This window comes from Kitasatospora sp. NPDC024654 (genome assembly GCF_055559155.1).
The window spans coordinates 33,175-52,169 of record NZ_JBVHLF010000035.1 but is presented as its reverse complement, the minus strand read 5'-3'; the positions used below and the strand labels follow the sequence as shown (position 1 = coordinate 52,169).

At 71.8% G+C, this 18,995-nt stretch carries 15 protein-coding genes and 1 pseudogene; 7 read left to right on the top strand and 9 right to left on the bottom strand.

What is annotated here, in order from left to right:
- The first annotated feature begins 116 nt into the window (after window positions 1–116).
- Complete coding sequence (locus tag ACZ38L_RS21290) at window positions 117–662, top strand: AAA family ATPase (protein WP_465695744.1); 546 nt, start codon at window positions 117–119, stop codon at window positions 660–662.
- 189 nt (window positions 663–851) lie between these two features.
- Here the strand turns inward: ACZ38L_RS21290 and ACZ38L_RS21285 are convergent, their stop codons facing one another.
- On the bottom strand, window positions 852–1,934 hold the full coding sequence (locus ACZ38L_RS21285) for a hypothetical protein (RefSeq protein WP_465695743.1): 1,083 nt from the start codon (window positions 1,932–1,934) through the stop codon (window positions 852–854).
- 334 nt (window positions 1,935–2,268) lie between these two features.
- On the bottom strand, window positions 2,269–2,829 hold the full coding sequence (locus ACZ38L_RS21280; protein WP_465695740.1) for an aquaporin: 561 nt from the start codon (window positions 2,827–2,829) through the stop codon (window positions 2,269–2,271).
- Between ACZ38L_RS21280 and ACZ38L_RS21275 the strand changes: the two genes are divergently transcribed.
- Complete coding sequence (locus ACZ38L_RS21275) at window positions 2,828–3,523, top strand: SAM-dependent methyltransferase (protein WP_465695736.1); 696 nt, start codon at window positions 2,828–2,830, stop codon at window positions 3,521–3,523. The genes ACZ38L_RS21280 and ACZ38L_RS21275 overlap by 2 nt on opposite strands.
- A gap of 47 nt (window positions 3,524–3,570) precedes the next feature.
- On the opposite strand, the gene ACZ38L_RS21270 is transcribed toward ACZ38L_RS21275, so the two are convergent.
- From ACZ38L_RS21270 to ACZ38L_RS21250, 5 genes are all read right to left on the bottom strand, one after another.
- A complete protein-coding gene (locus ACZ38L_RS21270; protein ID WP_465695733.1) occupies window positions 3,571–4,905 on the bottom strand; it encodes a sulfate adenylyltransferase subunit 1 in 1,335 nt (444 codons plus the stop codon).
- 1 nt (window position 4,906) lies between these two features.
- Window positions 4,907–5,845, bottom strand: coding sequence for a sulfate adenylyltransferase subunit CysD (cysD, locus tag ACZ38L_RS21265; protein WP_465695729.1), 939 nt, complete (start codon window positions 5,843–5,845; stop codon window positions 4,907–4,909).
- The gene (gene cysC, locus ACZ38L_RS21260; protein WP_465695842.1) at window positions 5,842–6,408 is read right to left on the bottom strand and encodes an adenylyl-sulfate kinase; all 567 of its coding nucleotides are present in this window, start codon (window positions 6,406–6,408) and stop codon (window positions 5,842–5,844) included. The genes cysD and cysC overlap by 4 nt, the downstream gene beginning before the upstream one ends.
- A 749-nt stretch (window positions 6,409–7,157) precedes the next feature.
- Window positions 7,158–8,345: a sulfotransferase family protein gene (locus tag ACZ38L_RS21255; RefSeq protein ID WP_465695725.1), complete on the bottom strand. Its 1,188-nt coding sequence runs from the start codon at window positions 8,343–8,345 to the stop codon at window positions 7,158–7,160.
- A gap of 162 nt (window positions 8,346–8,507) precedes the next feature.
- On the bottom strand, window positions 8,508–9,548 hold the full coding sequence (locus tag ACZ38L_RS21250; RefSeq protein ID WP_465695721.1) for a helix-turn-helix transcriptional regulator: 1,041 nt from the start codon (window positions 9,546–9,548) through the stop codon (window positions 8,508–8,510).
- Between the two features lie 43 nt (window positions 9,549–9,591).
- Between ACZ38L_RS21250 and ACZ38L_RS21245 the strand changes: the two genes are divergently transcribed.
- Both ACZ38L_RS21245 and ACZ38L_RS21240 read left to right on the top strand, forming a co-directional pair.
- The gene (locus tag ACZ38L_RS21245) at window positions 9,592–10,545 is read left to right on the top strand and encodes a hypothetical protein (protein ID WP_465695719.1); all 954 of its coding nucleotides are present in this window, start codon (window positions 9,592–9,594) and stop codon (window positions 10,543–10,545) included.
- 812 nt (window positions 10,546–11,357) lie between these two features.
- Window positions 11,358–11,450 carry a hypothetical protein gene (locus ACZ38L_RS21240; RefSeq protein ID WP_465695715.1) on the top strand — a complete coding sequence of 31 codons (93 nt, stop codon included), beginning with the start codon at window positions 11,358–11,360 and terminating at the stop codon, window positions 11,448–11,450.
- Here the strand turns inward: ACZ38L_RS21240 and ACZ38L_RS21235 are convergent.
- Window positions 11,423–13,594, bottom strand: a complete 2,172-nt coding sequence (locus tag ACZ38L_RS21235) for a LuxR C-terminal-related transcriptional regulator (RefSeq protein ID WP_465695710.1) — start codon at window positions 13,592–13,594, stop codon at window positions 11,423–11,425. The two genes, ACZ38L_RS21240 and ACZ38L_RS21235, sit on opposite strands and share 28 nt — an antisense overlap.
- A gap of 199 nt (window positions 13,595–13,793) precedes the next feature.
- Between ACZ38L_RS21235 and ACZ38L_RS21230 the strand changes: the two genes are divergently transcribed.
- Window positions 13,794–14,153: a nuclear transport factor 2 family protein gene (locus tag ACZ38L_RS21230; RefSeq protein WP_465695708.1), complete on the top strand. Its 360-nt coding sequence runs from the start codon at window positions 13,794–13,796 to the stop codon at window positions 14,151–14,153.
- Between the two features lie 91 nt (window positions 14,154–14,244).
- Here ACZ38L_RS21230 and ACZ38L_RS21225 read toward each other — a convergent pair whose 3' ends face one another.
- A complete protein-coding gene (locus ACZ38L_RS21225) occupies window positions 14,245–17,355 on the bottom strand; it encodes a helix-turn-helix transcriptional regulator (protein WP_465695706.1) in 3,111 nt (1,036 codons plus the stop codon).
- A gap of 274 nt (window positions 17,356–17,629) precedes the next feature.
- Between ACZ38L_RS21225 and ACZ38L_RS21220 the strand changes: the two are divergent.
- Together ACZ38L_RS21220 and ACZ38L_RS21215 are read left to right on the top strand one after the other, a co-directional pair.
- Window positions 17,630–18,023: pseudogene (locus ACZ38L_RS21220) on the top strand (transposase family protein); the annotation flags it as partial.
- Window positions 18,024–18,192: 169 nt separating this feature from the next.
- Window positions 18,193–18,801: a CYTH domain-containing protein gene (locus ACZ38L_RS21215; protein WP_465695704.1), complete on the top strand. Its 609-nt coding sequence runs from the start codon at window positions 18,193–18,195 to the stop codon at window positions 18,799–18,801.
- Window positions 18,802–18,995 lie beyond the last annotated feature (194 nt).

The window sequence follows — 18,995 nt, the reverse complement described above, 5'->3', positions numbered from 1 at the left end:
GTCGATCTTCCCGTAGAGTCCGGCGAGGAGGGTGTCCAGGTCATCCGTCACACAATGACCTTGGGCGCCTTCTGTGTTGGGGGGATCGGTTTAACGAGAACGGGAAGGTTGACTGCATGACGTCGGAGTCGGAGCGGTTCATCGTCCTGACCGGGGGTCCCGGGTCTGGGAAGAGCACCTTGGTCGACCATCTGCACGGGATGGGCTATGCGCGGTCCCAGGAGGCAGGGCGAGGGATCATCCAGGACCAGGTCGCAATCGCTGGACGAGCGCTGCCTTGGACAGATCCGGCCCTGTTCGCCGAACTGATGCTCTGCTGGGAACTGCGCTCCTACCACAGCGCCGCAGCACAGAAGGCGCCCGTCTTCTTTGACCGAGGAGTCCCTGACATCGTGGGCTATCTGAAGCTCGAAGGGCTGCCCGTACCGAATCACGTTCACGCTGCCGCGCAGAGGTTCCGTTACCACCGCCGCGTGTTCATCGCACCACCCTGGCCGAAGATCTACGAACAGGACAGCGAGCGCAAGCAGTCCTACGACGAAGCCGAACGCACCTACGAGTCAATGGTCACCATCTACGCCGCCTACGGCTACGAGCTGGTACACCTTCCTCTCGCCCCCGTCGCGGAGCGGGCGCGGTTCGTCATCGATTCCCTTCGCTGACCACTTCGGATCGACTCGTCCAGTCGTTTGGGCGGGGCGATCTGACTGCTACGGCGTGGAAGCTGCTGAGGCCGTTCCTCCGGTGAGCAATGGCCGGTGTGGCCGGTGGCGTGATCACCGGCGGGTGATCATCGGGATTTGCACCGGCTGCGGACTGGACCGACGTGATCGCGAAGTCGCGCTGGGTTATCAGTCGTCCTCGTCCGGCTCCTGCGCTACCGCGGTCGCCTTCTGATAAGCCTCGAACTGCTCCACGGGCATCGTGAGCGTCCTACGCAGTGCCGGGCCCGGCACCAGCCCGGGATTGGCTTCGGTCGTGGACTTCAGCAGATTGCTCGCATTCGACGACTCCGGGAAGTTGCGTCTCACGAAGTCGGAGAATGCTACGACGCCCTCCTCCTGGAGCGCCTTGGCGATCGCCGGCTTCTCGGCCGCGCCGGCTTGCCGGTAGGTCGGGTTGTGCTCGAGTTGCCCCTGCTGGAACGCGTATATCAGCGCGAACATTCCGCCGGCCTGCGTCGACTCCCAGAATCCGCCGTTGTGCGACCGCGCTGTGACCAGCTTGGCCCCCAAACGCTCACTGGCGTATCGCAGCGTCAGAAAGCAGCCGGTGCACGGCCGCATCGTGCCGGTGATGACGGCCGGAGACCTGCTGCCGGAGCGGACCAGCAGGGTCACCAGGCCGCCTTCGGCGTGGCAGGCCCCCAAGTTCGGCGGGTCCATCCATCTCGCCGACGGGTGAAATGAGGGCCACGGACGGCGGATCAAAAGTGAGCCACTCTGCGATCTCTTGATCACTCGAACTTCCCGGATTGGTTGCCGCCGTGCGGCTCCTGCCACGTGGCCGTCATGCCGGCTACCAGCGCCTGCTGGCCCGGTCCCGGCGTCGTGGTAGAGGGTGGGCGCGACCTCGACCTCGATGACCCTCCAGTCGGACGGGGCGGCGAACCGGTCGACGGAGCAGACCTGGTCGCCGTCGCGCCGCGCGCTGACGAAGTAGCCGCGCCAACCCTCGCCGGTCAGCCCGGCCTCCGTGGCCGTGCGGGCCAACACGGAGATCCGCAGTTGCTCGTAGAGGTCGTCGCGACTCGTGAACTCCTCGTCCAGGGCCGCGATGAACTCCTCGTACCGGTACTGCTCAAGGAGTACGGCACAGTTCTGTCGCACGAGGACATCGAAGTCCTCGAATGTCGCAGCCCTACTCCAGCTGTCGCGATGGGCCCCGAGCCCGTCGAGGAGGTCCGTGTGGTCGTCCCAGCCCAGGAATGTCACGTTGCCCCCTGACGCCCGCCCGAGCCCCTGAGTCGTGCCCGCACGGCCTCAACGTAGATCGCCTCTCACTCGAGCCGAAGGGCGATACGCGCAGCCGGACCGGCAACACCTCCGCGTTCGACGGTGCGCTTTCGCGCAAGTGCGAGACCGAGTGGTATGGCAGACCTCATCGTCACAGCGACCGGAGCAACTCACCGTTGTCGGCGCCCTTGGCGGGTCCACTGGTCCCACCGGGAACGGTCGGCCTGGGCCCGGTCGATCTGCCGGGGGCGAGCGGTCGCCTCCTCGACGGCGACGGCGTCGAGGAAGGTGGCATGGACCGTGGGGTTGATCGTCAGGCGGCGGCCTGCCCGCTGGCCGGCGCGGCCGGGGCCGTCTGCCGTGACCTGAATGCCTGCCGGCCAAGACCGGCCAGGAGCCCGCCGAGCGGGGGCAAGACGAGGAAGACCCAGACCTGGTCGAGAGCCCAGCCGTGTTGGAAGACGGCGGTGGCCAGCGAACGGGCCGGGTTGACGGAGGTACTGCTGACCGGGATGGTCACCAGGTGGGCCAGGGTGAGGCCGACGCCGGCGACCAGCCCGCCCATCGGCGCAGGGAAGCCGCGGGCGGTGGTGGCGAGGACGGTGAGCGCGAGGGCCGCGGTGACCATGACCTCGGCCAGGATGACCGCACCGAGGTTGTAGTGGTCAGGCGAGTGGGCGCCGTATCCGTTGGACGCGAACCCGGTCTCGCTGACCGACACGATCGTGGGTTTGCCGTTCTGGTCCACAACCGTGAAGCCGGCCTTCCCCTGACCGATCGACCAGATCAACAGCGCTCCGAACAAACCACCGAGGATCCGCCCACCCAGGTAGAACGGCAGCAGTAGAGCCTCGATCTTGCGGCTCGCAACCATGGCGGTGGTGATGGCCGGGCTGGCCAATCGTCAGGCCCTGGTTCGCGCCGTGGGTGCCATCGCCCGCGACGGCATCTCCCAGTTCGTCGACATGGGCAGCGGCCTGCCCACCGCCGACAACGTGCATCAGGTCGCCCGGCGGCACCATGCCGATGCGGTCGTCGCCTACGTCGACCACGATCCGATGGTGGTTGCCCACAGCCGTGCCCTGTTGGCCACCGACGACCGCACCGCGGTGGTCCAGGCGGACCTGCGCGAACCGGAGGCGATCTACCACAACCCCGATGTGCGGCGCCTGATCAACTTCGACGAGCCAGTGGGCGTCATCTTCAGCGGCGTCCTGCACCACCTCAACGATGCCGAGCGGCCCGCCGATCCCGTGCGCTGGTGGGCGGACCGGGTGCCCTCGGGCAGTCGGTTCTACATCTCCCACTTCCGCTCCGGCGAGAACGGGGAGACCCGGATCCTGGAAGAGAAGCTGCAGGGCAGTATCGGCCGCGGTCGCTGGCGCACCGACGAGGAGATCACCGACCTGTTCGGTGACCTCGAGCTACTCGAACCGGGGCTGGTCCACTGCTCACTGTGGCGGCCGGACCCCGCGCCGGGCGACGGCGGCGCCGACAGCGTCATGGGCGGGCCCGATCTGACGGTGTGGGAGCAGCTGATTTCCCGCGCACTGGCCCGCAAACCGTAGTTGGCTGTCAATCCGTCCATGGATCCCTCAGCGATCCATTTTCGCCGTCACCGCGACGTGCCCTCCTGGGCATCAGGCCCGGTCTCCTCATCGGATGTGTCGTTGCCGCACGCGGTTTCAAAGGCCTTGCCCGCCATGCCGGCGGTGAGGGTGGTGCCGTCGGCCGGATCGATGAGCAGGAACGAACCGGTGCGGCGGTTGTCCGCGTAGGCGTCCAGCGCCAGCGGCTCCGCGGTGCGCAGTACCACGTGGCCGATGTCGTTGACGTCCAACCCCTCCTGGGCGGGGCGCCGTTCGAGAGTGTCGATGTCGATGCGGTAGACGATGTCCTTGACCAGGGCGCGGACGGTGCGCGTGGTGTGCTTGAGCAGGACCTTGTCGCCGGTGCGCAGGGGGCGTTCGTTGAGGTGGCTGACGGTGGCCTCGATGTCCTTGCTGGGGACGGGGACCGTTCCGGCGGCGATGAGGTCGCCGCGGGAGATGTCGAGGTCGTCGCTGAGGCGGATGGTGACGGACTGCGGGCCCCGGGCGATGTCCGTCTGACGGCCGAGGGCGTCGATGCCGGCGATGGTGGTGGTGTGCCCGGAGGGCAGGACGGTGACGGTGTCGCCGACGCGCAGGACACCGGAGGCGAGTTGGCCGGCGTAGCCGCGGTAGTCGGGGTGCTGTTCGGTCTGCGGGCGGATGACGTACTGGACGGGGAGACGGGCCGGTTCCAGGCTCGGGTCGGTGCCGACGGGAACGGTCTCCAGGTGTTCGAGCAGAGTCGGGCCGGCATACCAGTCCATGTGGGCGGAGGGCTCGACGACGTTGTCGCCGGCGAGGGCGGAGACCGGAACGGCGAGGACGTCCTTGATGCCGAGGGGGGCGGCGTAGGCGGTGAACTCGGCTGCGATGGCGGCGAAGACGGGCTCGGCGTAGTCGACGAGGTCCATCTTGTTGACGGCCAGCACGACGTGCGGCACGCGCAGCAGGGCGGCGACGGCGGCGTGCCGGCGGGTCTGTTCGACGACGCCGCCCCGGGCGTCCACGAGGACGACGGCGAGCTCGGCGGTGGAGGCGCCGGTGACCATGTTGCGGGTGTACTGCACGTGCCCCGGGGTGTCGGCGAGGATGAACCGGCGCCTGGGGGTGGCGAAGTAGCGGTAGGCGACGTCGATGGTGATGCCCTGTTCGCGTTCGGCGCGCAGGCCGTCGGTGAGCAGTGCAAGGTCGGGCGCCTGCTGGCCGTGGTCGCGGGAGGCCTGTTCGACGGCTTCCAGCTGGTCGGCGAGCACGGACTTGGAGTCGTGCAGCAGACGGCCGACCAGGGTGGACTTGCCGTCGTCGACCGAGCCGACGGTGGCGAACCGCAGCAGCGACGTGGCGGTTACCGTGGTCACGTCAGAAGTACCCCTCGCGCTTGCGGTCCTCCATCGCGGCCTCGGAGACCTTGTCGTCGGCCCTGGTGGCGCCGCGCTCGGTCAGGCGGCTGGCGGCGATCTCGGCGATGACAGCGGCCACGTCGGCGGCGTTCGAGTCGACCGCGCCGGTGCAGGACATGTCGCCGACGGTGCGGTAGCGTACCCGGCGTCGCTCGACCGGTTCGCACTCCTTCGGCCCGCCCCACTGACCCGCCGTCAACCACATGCCGTCCCGGCGGAACACGTCGCGCTCGTGGGCGTAGTAGATCTCCGGGAGGGCGATGGACTCGCGCTCGATGTACTGCCAGACGTCCAGCTCGGTCCAGTTGGAGAGCGGGAAGACCCGGACGTGCTCGCCGACCGCGTGGCGGCCGTTGTAGAGCGACCACAGTTCGGGGCGCTGGCGGCGCGGGTCCCAGGCGCCGAACTCGTCGCGCAGCGAGAAGACCCGTTCCTTGGCGCGGGCCTTCTCCTCGTCGCGACGGCCGCCGCCGAAGACCGCGTCGAACTTCCCCCGCTCGATGGCGTCCAGCAGCGGGACAGTCTGCAGCGGGTTGCGGGTGCCGTCGGGGCGCTCGCGCAGCCGCCCGTCGTCGATGAACTCCTGGACGGAGGCGACGCGCAGGCGCAGGTTGTGCTCGGCCACCACGCGGTCCCGGTGGGCGATCACCTCGGGGAAGTTGTGCCCGGTGTCCACGTGCAGCAGCGCGAACGGCACCGGCGCGGGCCAGAACGCCTTGAGCGCCAGGTGCAGCATGACGATGGAGTCCTTGCCACCCGAGAACAGGATCACCGGACGCTCGAACTCCCCCGCCACCTCACGGAAGATGTGTACCGACTCCGCCTCCAGCACCTCGATGTGGAGGAGGGCGTGACCACTCCCCGCGCACGTGGTCAGGATGTCGGGAGTGGCGGTCACGCCAGGCCCCTCTCGATGAGCAGTGCCTGCACGGCACGGGCCGACTCGGCGACCGTCTGCCGATGCGTGTCGAGGCGCAGGTCGGGCCGCTCCGGCGCCTCGTACGGGGCGTCCACACCGGTGAGGCCGGAGAGCTCACCGGCGGCCTGCTTGGCGTACAGCCCCTTCACGTCGCGCTGGGCACAGACCTCCACCGGTGAGGCCACGTGGATCTCCAGGTAGGGAATGCGGCCGAGGTCGTGTCGCAGCCGGACGTTGTCCCGGCTGATGCGGTACGGGGCGATGACCGGCACCAGCACGATGACGCCGTTGCGCGCGAGCACCTCTGCGACCATGCCGATCCGCCGCACGTTGGTCTCCCGGTCCTCAGGGGAGAAGCCGAGGTCGGCTGAGAGGAAGGTACGGATCTCGTCCCCGTCGAGGATCTCCACCCGTCGGCCGGCGGCCCGCAGCCGAACGGACAGTTCGGTGGCGACGCTGCTCTTCCCGGCGCTCGGCAATCCGGTGAGCCAGACCGTGGCGCCGGGCGGGCCGGCCGGGGCGGACGCCGGGACGCCTCGCACCTCCTCGAGCTGGAAGACGTCCCCGGTGGTCCCACGGAGATTCCCGGGCCGGTCCGGCAGGCAACTCTTCTCCCCCACAGGGACGTTCAAGCGATCCTGGGGATCACCCACGGTGGAGGTGGCTCTCGAGGATCCCGCCCCTGCCGCCGCGAGCTTGCGAGGTTCACGACCGCGTGTGCCGAGCATTTGCACCTCCGCAGGGATTCTCCATCAACTCGATGGGTTATATGACACCACACTCAGGCCCGACTGGATGTCCATCAAGTAGGCCTCCCGAGAGCCGAGTTGGCGCAATAGTGACTCGCCGAGCACTTGACTGTCCGCGAGGAGTTGTCGAGCATGCGGGTCTCGGCTCGGACGGACTGTGCGGTACGGGCCATGGTGGAACTCGCGCGCACGCCGGACGCCCCCCAGAGGGCGGAACAGCTGTCGGTCTCCCCGGGCATCCCGCTGCGTTTCCTGCTGGCAATCCTGCGCGAGCCGCGGCAGCACCGGCGGGCGAAGAGCCTCCGCGACCCCGAGATGGTTACCAACTCGCCATACCGGCACGGGAAATCTCCATCACCGACGTCGTCCGAACCGCAGCACTACGACCGGGCCCGGCTCGACCTCCACGGCCCGGCCGCACGAGCCCCCGCTTGGCGTGAACCGCCACGGAGCACGTGCCAGCGCCCGCTCTCGCGAACGGAGCCACCCTGGCCCACGCCCGGCGGTGCCAGCTGCCGGGCGACCTGGGACGGCCCGTGCGGTCAGGCCCGGTCGACCTCGGCCCGAAGGGCGTTGTAGTCGGCGAAGGCCGACTCGACGTCGTCGCGGCTCAGGCCGTAGCGAGACAGGTCGTAGCTGTGGGGGCGAGTGCCCTTGGGGCGGGCGATGACCTCGGGTAGCCGGACGGCATCGGCTTCGGTCCACCGGGCGCCGATGGACTCGTAGAGCTTCGGGGCACCCGTGACCGGGTCGGACCCGAGCCAGGAGTACGGGACGTCCACCAGCGCCTGCCGGGGCATCGCGGCGCGGGCCGCGAGGCCCCGCGCCATGGAGCGGCTCAGCAGTCCGAGCCAGGTGGCACCGATGCCGTGCAGATCGAGAGGGCGGACGGTGATGGCCATGCCGTGCTCGACCAGGCTGCAGAACGACGCCACGACGTCGACCGGGTCGCGGTGGGTCCACACGATCGTGGCGTCGGGGAAGACGGTGCGCAGCGCGTCGAGGTTCTCGAGGTGCATGGGGGACTTCAGCACCCAGCGGCGGCGGGGACGGCCGTGCTGGAGCACTTGGAAGACCTGCTTGAGGTGGCGGTAGTCGGGGACGAAGTCCCGTTCGTAGTGCCAGGTCTGGTACCCGGGGAGGCGGGCCTGGGACAGCGGCATGACGGTGTGTGGAAGCGCGAAGGTGCACTCGTCGGGGCCCTCGGCCTCGAGAGGGTGGATATCGCGGAAACGCGGGGCGAACAGGTTGATTCCGCCGACCATCCGACGCGCGGCGGTGATCGCCTTCTGTCGCTGCTCGGGCGGTACGTCCAGATCGGGTGTGAGCAGCTCCCACAGCAGGGGGCAGCGGTGCTCGTCCGAGAGGGACAGTACGCCGTGGGTGAGCGTGGTGGCCGTGCGCGGCAGGCCCACCACGAACACCGGCCGCTCGATGGGTTCCCGCTCGATCGCGGGGTGCTCGGCGATCAGCCGCCGGATCCGGGCCCGGTTGGCGAGATGCCTGCGGACGTGAGCCTGCGCGGACAGCCAACCGACCGGAGTGAGGTTCTCGTCCCCGGCCCACCGGCGCAGCAGGGACCGGAAGTCGTCGACGAACTGCTGGTCCCCGTCCGCCTGCCCGGTCGTGGCGACGAGCCGGTCGAAGGTCCGGTCGGGGACGCGGCGGGAGCCGAAGCCCGGCCGGAGCAGCAGATTGGCGAAGGTGAGGGCAAGGGGGGCGGAGGACACGGGAGGTCCCTTCGGAGGCGGGGCGGGCGGGGGAACGCATCTCGTCGAACCGGCTTGCCGTGCGGAAGAGTTGACGGAGACTTCCCACCTTGCCGCCCCGGCAATCCTCCCCACGGTCGGGCCGGATGCCATGCTCCTCCGAATCCGTCGTCTCCGGCGGCGTCAGCCCGGCCATCTGCTCGCCAGCTCGCTGCGCCGGCGCACGCCGAGCTTCCAGTAGATCTTCCCCAGGTGGTACTCGACAGCCTTCACGCTGATCAGCAGCTTCTCGGAGACCTGGCGATTGGTCAGCCCGGTCGTGACCAGTTGGGCCACCGTCGTCTCGCGCTCGGTCAGGGCGACGTCCTGGCCCGGCGACGGCCCTCGGGTGGCGGCGGCCCGGTCCTGCGGGCTGCTCCGGGCGAACGCGAGGGCGCCGAGTGCTGCGAATTCGTCCTCGGCCCGCTCGAGCCACCCCAGGCCGGCCGCCGTCCGGCCGTGGGCGCACAGGAACCGGCCGTAGGCGTGGTGCAGTTGGGCACGGTGCAGGGGTGGCACCAGCGGCCCTGCCTCTACGGCCTGCAAGCCGGCCTCGTACGCGGCTTCCGCCGCGGCCAGGTCGTGCCGCTGCTCGGCCGCCCGGCCGGCGAGCCGATGGCACGTGACCGCCAGGTACGGGGTGCGTTCCGCGCACGTGCGCAGCTGCGCCAGGGCCGCCTCGGCGGCGGCGCCCGTCGCGACCTCGATCGCCGCCTCCGCGTGCGCAGGCAGCCACAGCGGTGCGAACTCGCCCGGCGCGTCGACCAGTTCGGTTTCACCGGCGGCCAGCCAGGTCATCGCCGCCAGGACGGCCGGGTGATGACGGTACGCCAGCAGGGCGATCACGTCCGCGCTGGTGGCGATGACGAGGCGGTCGGGGTCCGCCGAGCCGGGCGGGCGCCGATTCGCCGACACCCAGGCTCCGCGCTGCGGCGCCACGTCCGCGGCGCGAACGGCCGAGAGCATCGTGCGCAGCGCCCGGCCCGCCGAGACGCCGCCGGCGGCGTCGAGGGCGTCGAGGGCGTCGACGGCGGCATCGGCCTCCGGCCAGCTTCCGAGCAGGAAGTGCGCGATCGTCAGCCGTTCCAGCGCACGCAGCCGGTCCGGGTGACCGGGCTGCGCTTCGCGGCGTCGGGCGAGGTCGGCCAGATCGCCCGCGCCCTCCGTCAGATCGCCCGCCAGCACGCGGCATTCGCCCGCACCAGCAACGGCCCCCGGCGCAAGCGACGTGCCCCGCGAGGGATCGCAGCACCTCGCGAGGGCCGTCGGCGTACGAGCGGCCGGTCAGCAGCAGACGCCGAGCCGTGCGCAGCTGCACGGCGTCACGACTCGCGGCGTCCAGGGCCGCGGTCGCCGCCTCGACCGCGGCGCTGCCCCGCGCCGTGCGGCAGGCCAGCGCGGCTCGCACGGTCTCGACCCCCGCGGTGGCGCGGGCATCAGCGTGACCGGCGGCGAGCGCGCGGCGCGCCGCTCGCAGGTGGTCGACGGCGGCGCCGAGCCGGTGTTCGAGCAGGGCCCGGCCGGCCAGCGCGCAGGACCGCAACGGCGAAGGGGGCAACACCTCCACCCGTGCCCACAGATCACCGTCGCCGAGCTCCTCGCCGTACACGTCGTGCAGCGCGGCCAGCAGCAGCCGGCGGTCCCGCTCGGCCTGGTCCGTGCTGAGGTCGGCCGCCCACACCAGCAACTGCCGCGTCGGCACGCCGATCTCGTCGTCGGGCACGGGGGCGTCGACGGCGGCCCGCTCCAGTGCCGCGGCCAGGTCCGGGTCGGGGCGGTCGGCGGCCAGCGCCCGGTGGACCAACGCCGGACGCGGATCGAGTACTTCGGCGGCGGCACGGTGCAGGGCCCGCCATCTCGTCGGACTCAGCCGTGCACGCAGGAATCGGCCGTCGCTCTCCCGCGCGAGCGCGATCCGAGCGGGGCGCCGCGGGGCGTCGGCCGACACGACCAGGCCGAGGCCGCGCAGCAGGCCGAGCGTCCGGGCGGGTTCCGGCACGCCGGCGACCCGGGCGACCACGGCCGGCGGCTGGTCCCCGGCCAGCACGGACAGCGCCTCCAGGAGCGCGCGGCCGTCCGGACAGAGAGGCGGTCGGCGGCGAGCAGACGCCGCTCGACGTCGTCGCCGGACGCGGCCTGGTCGCCTGGTGTCCAGAACTCGCCGGATTCCCAGTACATGTGAGCGATTCTGCCGCAGCCGGGCACCGGAGCTGCGTCAAAACGCAGCGGAACCTGCCACACCCGCCGCTTCGGAGCGTACGAGGGCCCTGCCCGGCACACCCGAGACTGATCACCGTCGAGCCGGCTCCTTCGCCGGCAACTCAGCATCCGTATCCCAGTGGTTCTGACGGAGGGACAGAAGGACAGTGCCGACCTACCATTCCCCCGGAGTCTATGTCGAGGAAGTCTCGTCGGGCTCCCGGCCCATCGAGGGCGTGGGAACCGCGGTGTGCGCCTTCGTGGGCTTCGCCGAACGCGGGGTCCCCAACCAGCCGACGCTGGTGGCCAATTGGACGCAGTACACCAAGGCCTTCGGCGGCTTCGTCGGCGGTGCGCACCTTCCGCGGGCGGTCTACGGCTACCTCCTCAACGGCGGCGGGGCCGCGTACGTGGTACGCGTCGGCGCCACCGACACGGACGAGCCGGAGCAGGCGTCCGGGGCGGGCGGACCGGGACGCGACGCCGCTCGGCTCCGCCGCGCGGGGCGAACTGCCCGCGGCGGGCGACGGCGACCGTCCGGCGCTGCGGGCCAGGGCGCTGGCCTCCGGGGAGGCGGGCAACGAGCTGAGCGTCGAGATCGCCGACGCGAGCGAGCCCGGCGGGGATCTGGTTTAAACTGATCGTTCGTCAGAATAGCAGCCAGACCGAGGCTTTCGACAACCTCACGCTTCGGCGCGGCCCCCGGCACGCCGCCACGGTCGTCAAGGAGTCCTGGCCGCCGACGGCTTCGGCACCGACGAGATCGCCTTCGAACTCGCCTACTCCAAACGCACCGTGAGCAATGTGCTGCACGACATCACGGCCCGGTACCAGCTGCGCAACCGCACGCACGCGGTCGCCTACGCCATCCGCGAGGGCTTGATCTGACGAGGCATCAGCCCATCCAGGGCCGGGAGTTCGGCCCTGAGTTGGCGGCGCGAAGCGATGCCGAGCTTGGCGAAGACGTTTCCCAGGTGGTACTCGACCGTCTTGGCGCTCACGAACAGGTCGCGGGGGATCTGCTGGTTCGTCATGCCCTTGGCGGCGAGCCGCGCGATTCGGTACTGGTGCTCGGTCAGCGCGACGGATGTACGGCCCGCCGGCCCGACGTCCCGTCCCCCGGCGCCGGCCGTGACCCGGGTAGCCGGCCCGCCGGTGTCCGCCAGCTGCCGCAGGCACCGGTCCGCGAACGGCCGCGCGTCGAGGTCGGCGAAGCGGTCGTACGCGGACAGCAGCCACCGGGTGGCCGACTTCCGGCGGCGCGCGGCCAACAGCAGCCTGCCGTAGTCGTGTTCGAGCTCGGCACGGCTGAACGGCGCGTCCTGGTCGGCCGGTTGCTCGACCACCCCGGCCAGCTGCTCGGCCGCCGCGGCCGGGCCGTGCTCGGCGGCCGCGAGCCTGGCCCCGAGCCTGGCCAGGTCCACCGTCGGGTGGGCACCGCGCCCGGTGGCGGCCTGCCACGCGGCGAGGCCGGTGTGCGCCGCGGCGATCCGGCCGGTCTCGATCAGCGCCTCGACGTACAGCGGACGCCACCACAGCTGGTACGGGGCGAACGTCGCCGGCTGCGCGGCCACCGGGGCGAGCGCGGTCAGCACCCGGCCGGGCTCCCCGCGCGACTGGGCCAGCCTCGCCGCGGCCAGCGCCGGGAACACCGCGTAGTGGGCCGAGCCCAGTTCACGCTGGTCCCGGCTCACCACGTCCAGTCGCTCGGCGGCCGCGGCCCAGTCGCCGCGCAGCGCTCTGATGCCGACCGTCAGCGCGGCGGCCGGGACGGCCGCGCGCCGGTCGTTGCGCGCCTCGGCCACCCGGATCGCCTCGCGGGCCTCGCGCAACGCGGCTCGCCAGTCGCCGAGTTGGAACAGCGCGTAGCCGAGGTAGGCGTACGACAGCGACAGCACCGGCTCGGCCGGGCCGTCCGACGAGCGCGAGACGCGTTGCAGGTCGCTGATGGCCTCGGCCGGCCGGCCGCTCTGCACCAGCCACATGCCGCGCGCCCACCGCAGGATCCCGTGCCCGGGCCGCTCCGCCTGTGCCGCACCGAGTTCGGGTGCGAGTGACTCCAGCCGGCGCAGCGAGGCCTCCACCGACTGCGCGATCCTGCCGTGCGCGTCCGCGGCGAAGTACACGGCCCACGCCCGGGATTCCTCCGGGAGCCCGTCCTGCGCCAGCAGGGAGGTGGCGACCCACTGCTCGGCCTCGTGCTCCCCGGTGTCCGCGTGCAGGGCGGCAGCGGCGAGCTCCACGGCCGCGCGGGCCGGGGCGGGACGGTCCGCCGCGAGCACCCGGGCCTGGTCGAGCAGCGCGTGTGCGGCCTCGTGCCGCGCCTCGCGCGCGGCGAGCCGGCCGAGGAACAGGTTGCGCTCGACGCTCGGCTCCAGCAGGGCGAGCCGCTGTCCGAGTGCCGCCGCCCAGCCGGCCGTGGGCATCCGCTCGCCCCAGCGGGCCGCCTCCAGCAGCCTCCGCTGCCGGGCCGGGCCGTCCGCCGAGACGTCGGCGGACCACAGAAGGAGCGTCCCGGCCCGTTCGGTGTCCCCGGCGGTGTAGTAGCGCCTCGCCTCGTCCGCCAACCGCGCGGCGAGCTCCGGGGCGCGCCGGCGGGCGCCGAGCAGGGTGTGCCGGAACCCGTCGACGCCGCCGACCTGTTCGGCCGCGGCGAGGTGCACGTCCCGGCGCAGCGGCGTGGGCAGGTTCCGGTACACGACATCGCGCAGGACCTGGGAGTCGATGCCGACCGGTTCGGTGAGGCCGTGCGGGAACCAGGTGACGAAACCGGCGTCGATCAGGTCCTCCAGCGCGGCGCTGGAATCCTGCACGTCCGCGATGGCGGCGAGGATCGGCAGCGGAGTTCTCCGATTCACCACGGACATCGCGGCGAGCAGCCGCAGGCTCGGCTCGGGCAACTCGTCGAGCGTGCGCATGATTCCCCGGTACAGCGCTTCCCGCCGCAACTCTCCGAGCGCCTCGGACTCCCCGTACGCCGGGGCCGAACCGGCCCAATAGGGCCGCGGAATGAGGTCGACGGAAATACTCAAGGCCTTCTCCTTTTCCGCGGGATGTGCGGCACACTATGTCGATCTGCCGGCGGATTCGCAAGGACGTCTCGAACCCCCATTCCACGGATTATTTCCGGTACTTCTTCCGGTCAGGTTTCCCCCGTTCCTTCCTGGCGTGCCGGTCACCCGGGTGTTCTGCTGTCCCCACCGCCCCGCCCGACCTGAAAGGACGACAGACGTGGCAGACCTGACCGCTCGTACCCCGCAGGAGATCTTCAAGAGCCACGGCAAGGCGCTGCTCGCCGAGGACCTGGACGGGATCGTGGCGAACTTCGCCGAGGACGCGGTGTTCGTGACCCCGGACGGGGTGCGCCACGGTCGCGAGGGCGTCCGCGCGGGCTTCGCGCGGCTCTTCGCCGACCTTCCGCGCGCCAAGTGGGACCTGCGGATCACCACCTTCGCGGGCGAGCTCCTGTTCCTGGAGTGGGCCGCCGACTCCGAGGTGAACCGTGCCGAGAACGGAGTGGACACCTTCGTCTTCCGCGACGGCCTGATCCAGGCCCAGACGGTCCGTTACACTCTCGCGCCGAACTCCTGAGCCCGTACCCGCCCGGGTCAGGGATGGTGCCGTTCCCGTTCCCGGAGCCCGTGGCGGTCCGACCGGTGCGACCTGGCCATCGTTCCCGCGTTCACGGCGGGGTCAGGGAGGCCGGCCTCTGGGCGCGACCGGCCAGGTCGGCCCGGCCGGTCGCGCCCAGGGTGCGGCCCACCCGGCCGATCAGTTCGGTCACGTCCTGCGGGGTCATCAGCAGGGCCTGGGCGATCTGCCGGTCGCTGTGGCCGGCGCCGACCAGCTCCAGCACGCGGTGCTCGGTCATCGACAGGCTGGGGGCGGGCGGTGGTACGGGGCGGGGGCGCACGCCCAGCTCGGTCAACGCCCGGCGCGTCCGGCCGGCCAGCAGGACGCTGCCGCAGGCCTCCGCGAGGTCCAGCGCCCGAGCGAGGGTCCGCCGGGCCCGATCGGCCTCGCCGGTGCGCGACAGGACGACCCCCAACTCGTGCTGGGCCCGGGCCAGCTCGAGCTGGGCCGGGGACCGCTCCAGCACGGCGACGGCCTCGCACAGGAGAGCGGCTCCTTCGGCCCCGCCCGTCACGACGCCGAGGCAGCGCGACGCCACCCCGATCGACCGCGCGGTGCCCCAGCGGTGCGCCAGTTCCAGCTCCTCGGTGGCGAGTCGGAGCGCGTCCTCACGCTGCCCCAGCGCGAGGTGCGCGAACGCCGCCTGCGACCGCCAGGGCGCCCCGGCGAGGTTGGTGACCCGTGCCCGCCGCTCCTGCGCGCCGTACTCCAGCAGGACCGCGAGCGCGGCGGCCGGATTGCCCCGCTCGGCGTGCACCCGGCTGCGGGCGAGGATAATCGGACCCTGCCACGACCAGCCCACCCGGTCGCTGTCGGCGTCCGGGGCCAGTGCCTCCGCCGCCCCCGCCACGTCGCCGCGCTCGATCAGCGACTGGCCCACCTGGTTCATCATCCCCACCCGTACCCGGTGCTCCATGCCCTCCTCGGTCATGGCCGGGTGTCCGAAGTCCGGGGTGAGCGCGAGCTGTCGACCCCGGCGGGCGCTGATCGACAGCCGCCAGGTCAGCGCTGCCGACACCATGAGGAAGGAGCCCCAGCGCCCGCCCACGTCGGCGATCTGGTCGAACCGCGCCGCCGCGTCGTCGAACCGGTCCATGGCCATGAAGGCCAGCCCGGCCAGGCTCACGAGCATCTGCGACTGGTCCGTGCCCGCCAACCCGCCGCGCAGCGCCCGGTCGAGGAGGTCACCGGCAACGGAGGCGCTGGCATCGCCGCTGAGGGCCGAGGCGCACAGCGCGGCCAGCACCGCGCACTCCCCCGGGGTGTCACCGGCCAGTTTGTGGTCCCACAGTCGTCGGGCCCGCAGCCGGGCGGCGGGGAGGGTGGACAGCTGGTCGTAGCCGACCAGCAGCATCTGGGCCTGCAGGTACCACGACACCTCGCGGGCGAGCCCGCCGCCGTCGTCCGCCTCCCGCAGGTCCTCCACCGCGCGGGCGAGCACGTCGACGGCGTCCTCGTGCTGGTGCCCGAGGAACAGCGCGTTGGCGAGCAAGTAGGCCGCCTGGGCCCGGGAGTACGGGTCGGTCAGCGCGTCCAAGGCCTGCACCAGCCGGTGCCGGGCCGCGCCGACGTCGACCTGCAACTCGTCCGCTCCCAACTCCAGCAGCAGCGGGGCACGTTCCTTGACCGACATCGGTTCGCGCAGGGCTCGGCGCAGATAGGTCACGGTGACCTCCGGCGCCCCTCGACCGCGGGTTGCCCGCGCCGCCTCCCGCAGGGCCTCCACCCGCCAGACCTCACCGTTCGGTTCGGCCAGCAGCAGGTGGGCCGCTACCAGGTCTTCGGACGCCCCCTCGCGCCGGAGCAGTTCGGCCGCCTGAGCATGCCCGTCGGCCAACTCCACCGGCCCGACGACGGCTTCGGCGATCGTGGCCCGGACCAGCGGATGGTCGAACTGCGCCACCTCGCCGGGCGCCAGCACACCGATCCGCTGCAACCGGCGGCCGAGCTCCCGGGCCCTCGCCTCGCCCATCCCCGCGAGTTCGGCCACGACCTGCCAGGTGGCACCGTCCCCCAGCACCACCAGGGCGCGGACCAGCAGGCGGACCGGCTCCGGCTCGCCCGCCAGGCGCTTGACCACGGTTCCCGCCAGGATCCGGCCCCGGAACTCCTCCACCACGGACACCTGATCGCCGGCCGGCCTGACCCCGGCGTCGGCCAGCGTACGCAACAGCTCGCGCAGCAACAGCGGATTGCCCCGGGTCGCCTCGGCACAGGCGGCGGCGAACCGTGGATCGGCGTCCCCGCCCAGCCGTGTCCGGACCAGCGAGGCCACGCTGTCGGTGGCGAGGGCCGGCAGCTCGACGGGCCGGCAGTGCGACTGGGCGGCGATCCGCTCCAGCAGCGGCTCGACCTGCGTCCCGCTGTCCGGGCGCGCGGCCAGCACCAGCAGCAGCGGCAGACCGCGCACCCGCCGGGCCAGGTACTCCAGCCACCGCACCGACGGCGCGTCCGCCCAGTGCGCGTCGTCGACCACCAGCGCGAGCGGCCCGTCGTCGGCGACGTGCACCATCAGCCAGTACAGGCTGTGCAGGACACCCGGGGACGCCTCCGGCGACAGCCCCGCTCCCCCGTCGGCGCCGCCCACTCGCAGGGCGTACGAGGCCAACTCCGCCGGGCCCGACAGCAGGCGTTCCCGCCCGGCACGATCGGCCCGGGCCAGCAGCGGTTCGATCAGCTGCCGTAACACCGAGAAGGCGAAGTCCTGCTCCAGCTCGCCGCCGTCGGCCCGCACCACCCGCATCCCACGGGCCTGCTCGGCGGACGCCCAGGCGTTCAGCAGCGAGGTCTTCCCCATCCCCGCGCCGGCACGCACCAGCACCACCGCGCCCTGACCGGCCCGTGCCTCATCGGCCGCACGCTCCACCACCGCGAGCTGTTCGGTCCGGTCGAGCAGCGCGGATCCCTCCCGGCCGCGGGCGGCCGGCGGGTCCACCGGCCGCCCGGGGCGCCCGGCCGCCAGCAGCGCGGCGGTGCCGGCCTCCGCCGGCCCCAGCGCCGACACCAACAGCTCCACCGTGCGGCGCTGCGGGCGCCCACGACGGCCCCGCTCCAGATCCCTGACCGACCGGGCGGACAGGCCGGCCGCCTCGGCGAGCTCCTCCTGGGTCAGCCCGGCCGCCCGGCGGCACTCCCGAAGAATCTCGCCGAACTCCCTCAACGCTCCACCGCCGCACCCGGACAGCGCGAACTCCGCCGTTCGACCAACACACCCTCCCCTGGTGTCCAGACGTCACAACGAGCCCTGCCCCCGGAAGGGCAGGAGCGTTGAGTCACCGCACCCTACCCGCCAGTAGCACATCCAGGCGACCCTCCCGGAGACGTTCGTACGGTGCCCATCCGTCGCCTCGGTGAGCACGGCGACGTGCACGGCGGGATCACGTCGCCGACGAACGGCCGGGGAACTGGGCGGGGGCCGTCGCGGTTGTGGAGGAAACGAGACGCTCGCGCAGGTCGCAGCCGGCTTCGGAGTGTCGGAAGCGACCGCCTGGGGTACGTCGACGGACCCTGATCCCGACCGACCGGATCGCCACGGACGTACCGCACCACTGACAGAGGCACCAGACACACGGGATGGACGGGCAGGTCATCGCCACTCCGGACGGCACGCCGCCGTGGTTCTCCCGGACTCTGCCCGGCCGCACCCGCGACCTGGCCGCCGCCCGCCCCCACGGTGTCGATCGGGCCCGCCTGCCCGGGGAGATCCTGGTACTGACCGACCAGGACGCCGGCGCCACCGTCCGCACCCCGCGCCACCGGCACCACGAACTCTCCCGGCGCCACCAGCAGTACAACCGCGACCACGCCCGCCTCCGGGCCTACGGTGAACCGCGCGCCGAGGAATACTCAGGCCTGTGGATCGGCTCGGGAGGGCATACCTTCCCGGGTGATTGACCGATAGGTCACCGAGCAAGACCGACGTTGCGGCGTCGGCCGGGAAGGCACGTCCTGTGCTCACGGTAGTCAGAGCCGACGGTTCGACGAAGGCGGAGGCCGCATGACCGAGCAGAACGACTCGAGCTCGACCGAGTCCGTCCGCGAGGGGAAGTACGCCCGGGTCGAGCGGGAAAGGCGGTTCCTGCTGGCGGCCCCGCCACGGGCGGCAGCCGCTACCGCCACCCGCCGGATCACCGACCGGTACCTGGTGGGGACGCGCCTTCGCCTGCGACGGGTCGAGCATCTGGACAACGGGACCTGGGAGTTCAAGCTCACCCAGAAGGTTCCCGCCGACCGACCGGGCCCCGTCCAAGGCCTGACCACCAACATCTACCTGACCCGCGCCGAGTACGACCGACTCGCCTCACTCCAAGCCATGGCACTGTCCAAGACCCGCTTCAGCTTCCCGCCCATGGGCATCGACGTCTTCGACCCGCCCCTGCACGGCCTGGTCCTCGCAGAAGCCGAGTTCACCACCGACGAGGAGGCAGCGTCATTCCTCCCACCCCGCAGGATCATCGCCGAGGTGACAGATGACGCCCGCTTCACAGGTGGCAGACTCGTCCGGACCCAGCGGCACGAACTGCTCGGCTGGCTCGCCGAGTACGGGATCACACCAGAATCCATCGCGCTGGATCCCGACGACGCCTGCCCGAGCCACAGGTGTTGACAGTGACTCTCGGCTCCGCACCGACTTCAGCCGCGCCACCATCCTCTTGCCGCCTCCCTCGTCCTGACCAACCAGCGACCAACGGCTCACCAGGGATGACCACCTCCACCACGGTGCTTCACCGACTCGGCGGAACAGCACTTCGTGATCACGGGGTGTTCCGAGGCCGCGCACGGGGAAGCAGTTCCCGACGG